The sequence below is a fragment of the Aquiflexum sp. genome (assembly GCF_041749095.1).
In the GTDB taxonomy this organism is placed as follows: domain Bacteria; phylum Bacteroidota; class Bacteroidia; order Cytophagales; family Cyclobacteriaceae; genus Aquiflexum.
In genome coordinates this window covers 1-12,759 of record NZ_JBGTCA010000269.1, presented here as the reverse complement: position 1 = coordinate 12,759, position 12,759 = coordinate 1, and the positions used below count along the sequence as shown (strand labels likewise).

Genomic DNA, 12,759 nt, shown 5'->3' with positions numbered 1-12,759 from the left:
GGTCAGGAATATCAGGGTTTTCATAAAATCAAAGTCAGAAATAATCATAGCTGTAAATACCTGAATGGATATTTCCCCAGCATGGAACGGCATGTCCTGCAGGTTTTCATCCAAAAGTTCATAAGCTTTTTGCCATGCAGGGGGATAAAATAAATTTCCCTGATCCAAGCTGTCCAGACTCTTGGCTTCATCGCTGATTCCTTTGGCTTTCAGCCAAATCCTGTAGCCCGTTCTACCTACAAGCCTGCTTTCAAAGAATCCTTCCGGATCCAAACGTACAGCTAACATCAGGCTATCAGGTGTGACTTCAGTATCCATTGCGATTGCAACCATAGCAGCAGAAATGGCTGACAGGTCTTTGGCATAGCCCAGATCAAAAATACTGTTGCTGAATGCGGCGCGATAAGCCTCTGTGGGCTGTTTTGGATACATCAGACCAAAAGCAGGGGAGTAGAGTAGGCCTGCGCAAACCATCTCCCCTCCATAAAATTTGGCCAAAGAACTAATATAACTATCCAGATCTCCCTTTAAATAAGCTTTGCTCACCTTATCCCATTCCAAAAGCCATTGCGATTTCATCAGGCTGTTCTCCAGTTCAAAGGCATCTACTTCGGGGCTTTCTCTTGATTCATTCAAATAGGCCAAATACTGATGATGTAATGTTTCGGCAAATTTCTTTGGATGGTGTGCATATCCATCTTTAGCCAAATAATCCAGTATTAAAACTTTCCATCGGGTATCATCAGTGGAACCTCCGGCAGATAAATTGCTTTTCCAGGTTCCTTCCGGAGACCTTTCACGGATCATATCATCCAAGCCTTCCACAAAGCCATAAACTTTTCTGATTTCTTGCCTGCTCCACATTTCGGTTGGGGCTCCCATGGCATCACCGATGGCAGAACCGATCAAAAATCCCAAAACCTTATCATGAAATATCTCTCTACTCAGACCTGATTCAGCCACCCAATCTACTGTGAGGTCTGGAGTTGTAAGCTGTTCAGTAGTTTTTGAGACTTCTTTACAGCCACTGATAAAAACTATAAGAATAATAGCAATTGGGAATCGGATATAAATTTTCATGGCTGAAGTATTTGCTGGGCGGCATACACCAAAAGGCTTTCTTTTTCCTCTATGTTTTTTTGTAATGGGAGTTGGGCTACACCGATCAGCCTCCTGATGATTTCGACACCTTCCCATTTTCTGACGGCATCCATTTTATATGGGTTTGAATAATGGGCTTCAATCAACTTATATAGATCGATGTTCACACCTGCCAATTTTAGATGAGCCGCCATCACACCCAAATCGAACTCAGGCTCTCCTGCAAAGGCAAACTCAGGGTCTATGACCATCAATCCTTTTTGACTCATCATCCAACTTCCGGGATAAAAATCTCCATGGATCAAGGTGGATCCAGTTTGAAGATAGCGCTCTCCAAGGCGGAGGACAGCTTTTTTAAGCAATTGATTTTGCTGAATTGGTCTGGCCAGTTTCTGTAGTCCAGGCTGTATCGCATCCAGATTGAGCCCGTTGCCTTCTTCAAAAGGAATCTGGTAAATATGCTCATGGTTGAGTTTTCTCATGGCCAGATTTTGAGGAAAGCCCTCAGCAATGATTTGGTGCAGGTGATTCAGGTATTCCAGAAGTTCTATAAGAATAGAACCTTCAATTTTTGGGTCCTGGTAAAGTTGGGTATAGTCTTGTACTTCCCCCAAATCTTCCATCAAAATCATTTGTTTTTCAGGTACAAAGTCCAGGATTTTGGGGCTTTGTTCTTTCAGGAAAAGAATTTTCTCTATGGATTGATAGAATCTGTATTCGGTTTCGATCCTGTCCAATGGGGCGGGAATGGAAGGATATTTTACTACATAGGCCTTGGCTTGTTTGAGGATAAAGCTGCGCTGATTGGTCTTTACTCGTATGACCAGGTTCATATTGCCTTCACCTGCTTTTTGCATCGAAATTAAAGTTTCATCCTTGTGAAAGAATTCGATTAGGTCAAAGTCAATATCCATTGGGTTTTATTTTAAGCGGCCATTAATATAATTATAGGAAAAGGTTTTACAAATTAAAAAACAAAAGTGTACTTGTTTTGTCTTAACCATTACAAAAAACACGATTTTCATGCAGGCCCAATTGACTTTCTGAATGCAGTGGGTGAATACTATAAGGTCCAATTTGCTTTGAAGGTGGCAAAGGGGGAAATCCTTTGAACCTGGTTGTGCTTGAATAAATTTGCTGCTGGATGCCCAAAATTTATAAAAAGCTCTGATTTATCACTGGATCAATCAGAGCTTTTTGTTCTAAGGTTTGTGAATGGAAAATTGTTCATCTGTGCAACCATTAACCTCACAACCACCCTCAAATGAGGTGAGTTGTTCCTGCAATAAACCTGGTATTGCCTGCCCATGGTTTCGGATCACAAAATGGATTTCAGAACCCATGGCATCCATAAGACCCGGTCCGAAGAGAACTTCACCGGGAGAATTATTGACCTCAGCCCATAAGTTAAAGGTGCCGATTCCGGCTGCACTCGCTATTTTACCCGTTCCCCACATGACCGTTACATTTACACCTGGGGTACCGAATGAACCATCACCATTGACAATTAACCCTTCTGAGTTAAAAATATCATCCTCACCGCACATGTTGTCTGAACATAATTCAGGGTTTTCGAAGATGACCACCCAAACTGTGTAAACCGCTTTAGCTTCCAAAAGGCTGGTATGAATGGTAGCTGCGATCCCGTTATCATGACGTCTGAGTTTGGAAAATGCTTGAGGTATGGGCTGGCCCGTTTCAAAATCAAAAACACCAGAATTATCCATTTTCACTCTGGCATTTGGATCTGTTTCATCAAACATTTCCGGAAAAGGGGGATTTTCGGCAATTTCAATTGCTTCCAAATCTTCAATCACTTCGATTTCCTGGAAATCACAACTTGCCATGCAATAGACAAGAAATAAAGCTGATAATAAAATAAACGACTTTTTCATTTGTGAATCATTTAGGGTTGAACATAAATTGAATCATTCTAAAGTCACAAAAATATTCAGAGCACAAACATCCACAGATAGTACTGGGGCGCTGTTAAATCTGGCAGCTTTTGAATGTAGGTCAAGGTAAGAATTAAACTTTTTTAAAAATGTCAGAATTATGACATTTGAATTTTTGCTAATTTTTAAATTGAGACTTTCCAAAGACATTCTTATCTTGCTGTTATAGGGGGTGGGGCAGTCATAGATACAGCCGGATATGAAGCCGCCATTGCACACAGAGGCATACGTCTTATACGAATTCCAACCACCGTTTTAGCTCAAAATGATGCATCTATAGGTGTTAAAAACCGCATCAATGCGTATGGTAAAAAAAACTTTCTTGGTGTAATTCAAATTGGATCACCCCGGACATAATGACTCGATCCTTCACGGGCTTGAAGAATTCAGAGAGCATCTGGGTGGTGAACTGACCATCATGTTACTGGATAAAATCGGGAAAGGTGTGGATGACCATGAAGTTGATATAAATCTATACCGGCAAGCGGTCGGTATGATTAAATCCTATGAAAAAGAACCTGCCTGACAAATAAACGATCTTACTTCTTTTTTTGCCAGGGCCAGCGGCCTGTCAGTTCAACCTCCAATGAAAAGCTGAGAAAGGTACGTATAAGTACAATAATGGCTAATATGCCAACCCTTTTGAATGTCAATTCGACTGCAACGGTATAAATGATGTCTGCTGCAACGAGGAACTCCAAGCCAAGCAGAATTCCTCGTCCGAGAGACTGACGGACTTGAAGAAATAACGATTCGGTTTTATCCTGTTTCAGTAAGCGAATCGCCCCATAGATAAGGGCATAAATTGCGAACACGGCAATAATGAATATACCAAGTACCTCCATTATTGCCGCTCCCCACTCTGCAATTGGCTTTACAACCTCAGACATATTGCCTCCATTATGACATGCTTGCCAACGCTTGTTGGTATGCATTTTTTGATTTGAAATAAATTTCTATTGAGTGACTTCAATACAGAACAGATTGTAATAACCACTTCTAAACCTGACAGTTTTTGAATGAAAGTAAAATAAGATTTAAACTATTGTTAAAATGTCACAATTATGACAATTGAATTTTTGTAAATTTTTAAATTGGGGCTTTACAGAAAAGGTGGGATATATGTAACATTCCAAACATAGACTATAAAATATTTTTGTCTCAGATATATAATTTTGTTTAGTCAAGCAATAGTAATTTTCATTGAAATAGAGACATAAGAGATTCATCGTATTGAATTTTTAAGATGTTCACAAGGCCCTAATGTTAAGATAAGATAAGAATTTTTAGTCCCATAGGGATCAGAAAGATTATCAAATACTTACTATTTATCAATTCTTTAACCAAAAACCGGACTTATGAAAAAGAACACTTTAAAAATAGAATCGGCTCTTGTTGGGAGGACAAGGCCAAATCAAATCTTCATTTTATTAATTGCCTTTTTGATAAGCCTGCAGGGTTGTCAGTATTTGGATCAACTTCCAAATGAAAAAAAGGTAGGTTCCAAGGATCATTTTCCATTAATAAAATTACCCCCTGGCTTTAAAATAAGTAAAGTTGCCGACAAACTTGATAGACCTACATCAGTCACTTGGGACGATGAGGGTAAAATGTATATCATGACTGCCGGAAATGACTTTTTACCGGAACGGGAGACTATAATGAGCATAATGGAACTCAAAGCTGATGGTACTACAGTAGAGATTGCAAACCTATCCAAACATGGAATCCAAGCCGCTTTGGTGAGTATGATTTGGCATAAGGGTTGGTTCTATTTTACACACAGGGCGGAAAATTTGACAGGTGCTGTATCAAGGGTGAATAAAGAGGGTAAGATAGAACCTGTTTTTTCGGGTATTATAGACAATCAAGCAGAACATCAGATCAATGATATACAGGTAGGTCCTGATGGGATGATGTATGTATCTGTAGGAATGGCAGGCAATGCTGCTGTGATGGGCATGGATGTGGGTCCCTTTGTGATGCGCAGTCCTGAGGTAAAAGCCAGACCATGCAGGGACATTGTATTGACAGGAAGAAATTTTCTCGGACCTGATTTCAGAACAGAGGATGAGGATGACTTGGTACTTACCGGTGCTTATGTTCCATTTGGAATCGAGACTTCTCCAGGTCAGGTAATCAAAGGGGTAAAGCTTTGCGGTGGGTCTATTTTGAAGTTTGATCCCGAAAATTGCGGGAACACTATATCTACTTATGCATGGGGTTTCAGAAACCTAATAGGGTTAACCTGGGATTCCCATGGCAATATGTTTGCGGCGGAAAACGGCTATGATGTAAGAGGCTTGAGGCCGGTCAAAGATTATATGGATGCCTCTCTGAGAATCCATGAAGGTAAGTGGTATGGGATACCTGATTTTTCAGCAAATCGTGAACCACTTACTGATTCAAAGTTTGAAGCTCCTGAATCTTTTCTGGCAGAAGTTTTTATTGGTGGTAGTTCCATTGGCAAAGGACTAGGTTTTGTAATTGATCACGAGGCAAGTGGATTGACTCCTCCTGATCCTTCTGTAGTATTGGGCAAGCATGAATTTAATTCTTCTCCCAGTATGCTGGATGTGGCTCCAAAGACTTGGGGGAATTGGGCAGATCATGTGTTCATAGCAGAATGGGGGGATTTGGCTCCGCCAACAAATCCACTTAGGGGAGAGGATTCCCCTGCCTTAGGGTATAGAATCGTCCGTGTAGATCCAAATTCGGGAATAGTCAACAGGTTTGCTGAAAACATTGGCGGTGGTCCAGCCTCAAAAAGAGGAATGATGGGCAAGGGGATAGAACGTCCTTTTGATGTCAAATTCGGTCCTGATGGTGCCATGTATGTTGTCGATTATGGAGAAGTTCAGATAGACTTTTCGAAGGCTCCACCATACGATTATCAAAGAAATACCGGGATGGTCTGGAAAATAACCAGAGGTCAAAGATAAGCTGATCTCCTATTTCAGTTCATTATTAAGGGAAGAAAAATCTTTAAATTTTACAGTAAAACAAACAAAGTTATGAAAAGTACAGAATGGAATGTAATCCAGGCAGCAGACAAGGCTGGAATCCCTGATCCGGGATTCGAAATTGATAGTAACACCGCAATAGTTATGACAGATCCTCAGAATGATTTTCTTCATTCAGATGGAGCTGCCTGGCCTGTTGTAAAAGACAGTGTAAAAGAAAATCGTACTGTAGAAAATATGGTAACCTTATTTAAGTTGGCCAGAGAGAAAAATATCAAGATTTTCATTTCTCCGCATTATTATTTTCCTACCGATCAAGGATGGAAATTCGATGGAGCACTTGAGAAGTTTATGCATGTTAAAAAAATGTTCACACGAAAAGGCCGATTAAACTTACAAGGATTTGAAAGTTCAGGGGCTGATTTTCTTGATGAATTCAAACCGTATCTGAACAGTGATAACGTTGTGCTCTGCAATCCACACAAAGTTTATGGGCCACAAACTACCGATTTAAATTTGCAATTACGGAAATACAAAATCCAAAAAGTGCTGATGTGTGGGATGTCGACCAACTTGTGTGTAGAATCCCATACAAGGCATTTATTGGAGGAAGGTTTTGAAGTAGCCGTTATCGCCGATGCCAGTGGAAGTGCCAAGCTCCCCGGGCTGGATACGTTTCAGGCAGCTTTGATAAACTTACGATTAATAACTAGCCATGTGTTTACGACTGAAGAGTTTGAAGAAGCATTAAGTTCAGCCAGCCTCAAATAAGTTATTCTTTATTCTCCATATAATCCATGTCACTTTAATAAGTTGAGATAGCAAACCTGAAAATAAAAGGTATCTGAGCCACTATGGTGAGAATGATTTTGTATGAAGGTGGTTTTTTACTTCCCTTGGCTCCAAATTGATGATGGTGTCACCATCATCAATTTGGAGCCAAATTTTAATAACACTATAGGCAGGATCATCTTAAAATAAATGATTTGGGCTTTGTTCATTGAGGGATAATTGGTCTGCAATCATGGATTGGAAGTAAATCAATTGGAATTTTTTGAACCAAATCAAATGATTGGAAATGTCAATAGTCCGACAAATCATTCTTTACAGATATCATAGTTTAATTCGAGGTATTGTATAGAATTGAAAGCACCAAATCCACAGATTGTAATGACCGCTTTTAAACCTGATAGTTTTTGAATGAAAGTAAAATAAGATTTAAGCTATTATTAGAATGTCACAATTTTGACAATTGGATATTTTGCTAATATTTAAATTATGACAGTTTAAAGACTAAGGTTAACTAAAAAAATTCGATATGAAAAACAGAACTGAAAAAATTAAACAAGCACTTTTAGGCGGCATTATCGGCACAGCCGTAATGACAATTGTAATGATGGTTGCCCCGATGATGGGAATGCCAAAAATGAACCCGCCTGAAATGCTATCAGGCATGATGGGGATGCCTATTGCAGTTGGTTGGATCATGCACTTTATGATAGGAATTGTTTTCGCACTGGCTTACGCCTTCTTATTTATCAATGTAGTTAAGAATGTAAGCAACAACATTTTGAAAGGTGCAATCTTCGGCTTTGTAGTATTCATCTTCGCTCAAATAATGATGGCAATAATGGGAATGATATTTCCAATGCCACCCATGGAGGGCAGTATGGTATTAATGATGGTCGGAAGTATTATAGGACACATCATTTTCGGAATTATAGTGGCACTGTTTGTGAAAGACAATTCTCAAGTTCACTCCTGATTTTACTGCACAACAAGTGACTGCTATGCAGCCTAAGGCTACGAACGAGGTGATAGCCACTCTTTTACCATATTTATTGATTAAGTGGTAAAAAGGATAAGTTATGATGAATAAAATAGCAATAATCGTATTCGCAGATTCCGAGTCTCATGCCGACATGGGCCTTATGTCCAACGCTATAAAATCAATATGGTGCCGTAGCGGCTAACGTTATGACAGATATTGCTTTTTTGCCCCCATGACTAAGAAATGAACCCAGCCCCGGAAGCTTGCGAACATGCTTACAATGTTGTTTTAAGCTTTTATTGAGAAGCAATCATAACTTTCTTAAGTCTCAAAATATAAATGACATGGATAATCGCTTTTTGGATGTGAATAATACTCCGAACTTGGATTTGTAAAAATTGAGATGGAAGAAGCTGGGTTGGCGCCCAACTATGATGCCCTTAAGATTAATAATTTCGATTTTGCAGGCTGCGGATTGACCGTAGAGCCAATTTAAACGATAGAACATATGAAAAATCCAGACTTTAGTAACTTAAGTGCCATCTATGTAAACTGCACTTTGAAGAAATCTCCTTTAAAGAGCCATACAAGCACTTTGATGGCCGTGTCAAGGAGAATTATGGACAAAGAAAATGTCAAAACGGAGGAAATCCGTTTGATAGACCATCAGGTGGCCATTGGAGTGCAACCCGATATGACCAAACATAATTGGGATAAGGACGAATGGCCCACCCTGTTCGAAAAAATAATTAAAGCGGATATTCTGATTGTGGGAACGCCCATTTGGTTAGGAGAGAAGTCTTCAGTTGCTCAAAAACTAATTGAACGACTTTACGGTATGAGTGCTGAAACAAATGCTAAGGGGCAGTATATATACTACGGTAAAGTAGGGGGATGCATAATTACCGGTAATGAAGACGGCATCAAGCATTGTGCTATGGGTATATTATATTCTCTTCAACATATCGGATATTCTATACCGCCACAGGCAGATTGTGGTTGGATTGGCAAAGTTGGACCCGGTCCCAGTTATAGCGATACTGAATGGAAAGGGGAAAAGGTACATCCACCTGTGGGATTTGAAAGTGATTTTACCAACCAAAACACAACGTTTATGACCTACAACCTGCTCCATTTAGCAAATATGCTTAAATCCAATGGAGGTTACTCTGAATATGGCAACTCCAAAAAGAAGTGGGAAGATGGTACCCGTTGGAATTTTGAAACCCCAGCATAACGGTTCATCCTGTTGGTAGTTAAAAAATAATAGAAAAATCAAAACATAGCCATGTATCAAAAACCGAATAAACGACTTACTGGACAAACAGCCATAGTTACCGGGGCAAATTCCGGAATCGGAAAAGCGATTGCAACTTCAATCGGCCGCGACGGGGCAAACGTCATTATTAATTACATCACGGATCCAGAAGCAGCAGAAGAGGTGGCAAACGATATTTGTAATGATAAAATCTGCGGACAGGCAATCCCCTTCAAATGTGATGTTACCAAAGAGGATGAAGTGCAAGCGATGTTCAAGAAAGCTGTTGACCATTTCGGAACTGTCGATATCGTAATTGCGAATGCAGGAATACAGCGTGATTACCCACTACACGAGATGCCTTTAGAAGAGTGGCAAAAGGTGATAAATGTAAACCTGACCGGGCAGTTTCTCTGTGCGAAAGAGGGACTTCGCGAATTTATACGCAGAGGAATGCGCCCCGAGATATCAGCCGCTCTTGGTAAGATTATATCCATCAGTTCTGTTCATGAAGTAATACCGTGGGCAGGGCATGCCAACTATGCCGCCTCAAAAGGAGCCATTGTGATGCTGATGCAAACCATTGCGCAGGAGTATGGTTCCAGAAAGGTTCGCGCAAACAGTATTGCTCCGGGAGCTATTAGAACACCCATTAACCGGGAGGCATGGGAAACAGCTGAAGCACTGGAGAAGCTTAACAAGCTGATTCCCTACAAACGTATTGGCGAACCGTCAGACATTGGTTCGGCTGCCGTTTGGCTGGCTTCCGATGAGTCTGATTATATTAATGGTACAACCATCTTCATCGACGGGGGCATGACCTGCTATCCCGGCTTTACAGAAAACGGGTAAATCAGAATATAAAAAAGATTATGATGACAGAGGAGCAGAAGAGACTTGTAGCAAATTACAATAAATCCGCAAACTGGCTTCGGTGGGGCCCATACCTGAGTGAACGTCAGTGGAGTACGGTCCGTGAAGATTATAGTGAAAACGGAGAAGCCTGGAATTATTTTACTCACGACCATGCCCGAAGCCGGGTGTATCGTTGGGGTGAAGATGGTATTGCGGGTATTACAGACGATAATTGCAATCTCAACTTTTGCATAGCTATGTGGAACGGGAAAGACCCTATTATCAAGGAGCGGCTATTTGGCTTAACCGGTCCAGAGGGAAATCACGGTGAAGATGTCAAGGAACTGTACTACTATCTCGACAGCACACCGACCCATTCGTACATGAAGCATCTCTACAAATATCCTCAGAGCCGGTTTCCATATGAGGAACTTGTTCATATAAACCGGGAAAGATCCATCAATGAGAACGAATTTGAGATCCTGGATACAGGTGTATTTGATCATGATAAATATTTTGATGTTTTCACCGAATACGCCAAGGCAGATGAAGAGGATATCCTGATTAAAATCACAGTTGTCAATAAATCGGACGAACCTGCCGAACTTACGATGCTGCCCACTCTCTGGTTCACCAATCTCTGGAGCTTCGGGCTCATGGACAAACGTCCTTCCTTAAAGTTGTCGAAAGAAAACTCATCTTATGCTGAAATAAAGGCGTCTCATCCCAAACTGAAGGAATATCACTTTTACTGTGATGGAGCAAATAAGCTGCTTTTTACAGAAAATGAAACAAATAATAGAAGGCTTTTTGATCAGGCGAATCGCACCGAACGGGTAAAAGACAGCATCAACGATGCCGTAGTAAGCGGAGATTACTCTGTTTTTGACAATGTTGATTCAGGTACCAAATTCTCACCGCTTTATAAACTTGGGTTAAAAGGGAAAGAAGAGAAAGAGATACGCCTGAGGCTTTCGAAAAAAAGTCACAGTAAAAATCCGCTTAAAACATCATTTGATCATGTATTTGAAGAGAGAGAAAAAGAAGCTGATGAATTTTATTCTCAGTTTAAAACAGGTGGAAATGACGATCACAAAAATATTCAGCGGCAGGCCTTTGCCGGAATGCTCTGGACCAAACAGTTTTATTATATCGACATGCCACAATGGCTGGATGGCGATGAGGGACAAGTACCACCGCCGGAATCACGGAAGCATGGCCGAAACTGTGACTGGAGAACCCTTAACAACCGGGATATTATTTCTATGCCCGACAAATGGGAATATCCATGGTATGCAGCGTGGGATCTTGCCTTTCACTGTGTGCCGATGGCGATGCTCGATACCGAGTTTACAAAAAAACAGTTGATTCTTTTTCTACGAGAGTGGTATATGAAACCAAACGGACAAATTCCCGCATATGAATGGGCTTTTGGAGATGTAAATCCGCCGGTGCATGCCTGGGCTTGTTTGCAAGTGTATAAATTGGAAAAAGAGAAAACAGGAAAAGGAGATACCGACTTTCTGAAAAAGGTATTTCAGAAACTACTGATTAATTTTACCTGGTGGGTAAACCGTAAAGATCAAAACGACAACAATGTATTTGAAGGCGGATTCTTAGGTCTCGATAATATAGGTGTGTTTGACCGAAGTGCCGAAATACCGAGCGGAGGACATCTTGAACAGGCTGACGGAACAAGCTGGATGGCGATGTACTGCCTGAATATGCTGGAGATGGCACTTGAAATCGCCCAGGATGATCCTGCTGGATTTGAAGATGTCGCCACGAAATTTCTTGAACATTTTGTGTATATCTCTGAAGCCATTAACTGCCTGGGACTGGAGGACGGTGGTTGTGTTGATCATGTAGATGGATTTTTCTATGATGTTCTAGTTCTGCCCGATGGGGAAAAAATTCCTCTTAAAGTGCGCTCTCTCGTTGGCCTTACCTCTCTGTTTGCAATTCTTAAAGTGAAAAGTGAATATCTTGAAAAACTTCCCGATTTCACCCGAAGGTTAAAATGGTTCAAAAAATACAGGCAGAGCAACCATCGCCATCTGGTGATCGACTCATTTGACGAAAATGGTCTGCTGTTATCACTTGTACCCCGGGAACGGCTGGCAAAAGTGTTAAATCCTCTATTGAGTGAAAAGGAGTTTTTCTCTCGGTACGGTATTCGATCGCTTTCCAAGGTGCATGAGGATCCTTATGTAGTCAATATACACGGGCAGGCCTTTGACCTGAAGTATGAGCCGGCCGAATCCAGAACGGGACTGTTTGGAGGTAACTCGAACTGGAGAGGTCCGATTTGGACGCCCATGAACTATCTTCTGATACAGTCTTTAAAGGAATTATACCGTTTTTACGGGGATAAATGTCTTGTAAAATGTCCATACGATGCGAACCAGAAGAAAAACCTTGGATTGATTGCAGATGATATTTCCCGTAATCTTATTTCAATTTTTGAGAAAAGCGATGAGGGGGCTCGTCCTGTACATGCACTTCACGAGATTTATCAAAAAAACCCGGATTTCAACGATCTGATCTTGTTCTATGAATATTTTCATGGAGACAACGGGCGGGGTGTCGGGGCCTCCCATCAAACTGGGTGGACCGGAGTAGTAGCAGTACTAATAGACTATGTTCACAACTATCCCACAGAAAATGAATTATAATCTAAAAATTTTATTATGGATCTGAAAAACAAGAAAGTATTGATTACCGGTGGGAGTGCCGGGATTGGAAAAGCTATTGTAAAAGAATTGATAGATAATGGAGTGACGGATTTTGCTGTGGTGGGACGGAAAAAAGAAGCTTTGGAAGATTTACAAAGTGAATTTCCCAATGCACGCTTTA

At 40.8% G+C, this 12,759-nt stretch carries 12 protein-coding genes and 1 pseudogene; 9 read left to right on the top strand and 4 right to left on the bottom strand.

Annotation, left to right across the window (positions count from 1 at the left end):
• The 3 genes from ACEW8O_RS12715 to ACEW8O_RS12705 all read right to left on the bottom strand — a co-directional run.
• On the bottom strand, positions 1–1,080 hold a 1,080-nt coding region (locus ACEW8O_RS12715; RefSeq protein ID WP_373495002.1), incomplete at its 3' end, for an ADP-ribosylglycohydrolase family protein.
• Entirely contained in the window at positions 1,077–2,015 is a 939-nt protein-coding gene (locus ACEW8O_RS12710) for a phosphotransferase (RefSeq protein WP_373495001.1), read from the bottom strand. The genes ACEW8O_RS12710 and ACEW8O_RS12715, both read right to left, overlap by 4 nt.
• A 288-nt stretch (positions 2,016–2,303) precedes the next feature.
• The gene (locus tag ACEW8O_RS12705) at positions 2,304–2,996 is read right to left on the bottom strand and encodes a hypothetical protein (protein ID WP_373495000.1); all 693 of its coding nucleotides are present in this window, start codon (positions 2,994–2,996) and stop codon (positions 2,304–2,306) included.
• A 204-nt stretch (positions 2,997–3,200) separates the two neighbouring features.
• Here ACEW8O_RS12705 and aroB point away from each other — a divergent pair.
• A pseudogene (gene aroB / locus ACEW8O_RS12700) lies at positions 3,201–3,383 on the top strand (3-dehydroquinate synthase); the annotation flags it as partial.
• A gap of 10 nt (positions 3,384–3,393) precedes the next feature.
• A complete protein-coding gene (locus ACEW8O_RS12695; protein WP_373494999.1) occupies positions 3,394–3,582 on the top strand; it encodes a hypothetical protein in 189 nt (62 codons plus the stop codon).
• A gap of 13 nt (positions 3,583–3,595) precedes the next feature.
• On the opposite strand, the gene ACEW8O_RS12690 is transcribed toward ACEW8O_RS12695, so the two are convergent.
• On the bottom strand, positions 3,596–3,991 hold the full coding sequence (locus ACEW8O_RS12690) for a DUF1622 domain-containing protein (protein ID WP_373494998.1): 396 nt from the start codon (positions 3,989–3,991) through the stop codon (positions 3,596–3,598).
• Between the two features lie 423 nt (positions 3,992–4,414).
• Here ACEW8O_RS12690 and ACEW8O_RS12685 point away from each other — a divergent pair, with 423 nt between their 5' ends.
• The 7 genes from ACEW8O_RS12685 to ACEW8O_RS12655 form a co-directional block, all read left to right on the top strand.
• Positions 4,415–5,998, top strand: a complete 1,584-nt coding sequence (locus tag ACEW8O_RS12685; protein ID WP_373494997.1) for a sorbosone dehydrogenase family protein — start codon at positions 4,415–4,417, stop codon at positions 5,996–5,998.
• A gap of 72 nt (positions 5,999–6,070) precedes the next feature.
• On the top strand, positions 6,071–6,790 hold the full coding sequence (locus ACEW8O_RS12680) for a cysteine hydrolase (protein ID WP_373494996.1): 720 nt from the start codon (positions 6,071–6,073) through the stop codon (positions 6,788–6,790).
• Between the two features lie 547 nt (positions 6,791–7,337).
• On the top strand, positions 7,338–7,784 hold the full coding sequence (locus tag ACEW8O_RS12675) for a DUF6789 family protein (RefSeq protein ID WP_373494995.1): 447 nt from the start codon (positions 7,338–7,340) through the stop codon (positions 7,782–7,784).
• 514 nt (positions 7,785–8,298) lie between these two features.
• Positions 8,299–9,027, top strand: coding sequence for a flavodoxin family protein (locus ACEW8O_RS12670; RefSeq protein WP_373494994.1), 729 nt, complete (start codon positions 8,299–8,301; stop codon positions 9,025–9,027).
• A 51-nt stretch (positions 9,028–9,078) separates the two neighbouring features.
• A complete protein-coding gene (locus tag ACEW8O_RS12665; RefSeq protein WP_373494993.1) occupies positions 9,079–9,900 on the top strand; it encodes an SDR family oxidoreductase in 822 nt (273 codons plus the stop codon).
• A gap of 20 nt (positions 9,901–9,920) precedes the next feature.
• The gene (locus tag ACEW8O_RS12660) at positions 9,921–12,578 is read left to right on the top strand and encodes an MGH1-like glycoside hydrolase domain-containing protein (RefSeq protein WP_373494992.1); all 2,658 of its coding nucleotides are present in this window, start codon (positions 9,921–9,923) and stop codon (positions 12,576–12,578) included.
• A gap of 15 nt (positions 12,579–12,593) precedes the next feature.
• The coding region (locus ACEW8O_RS12655) for an SDR family NAD(P)-dependent oxidoreductase (RefSeq protein ID WP_373495003.1) at positions 12,594–12,759 on the top strand (166 nt) is incomplete at its 3' end.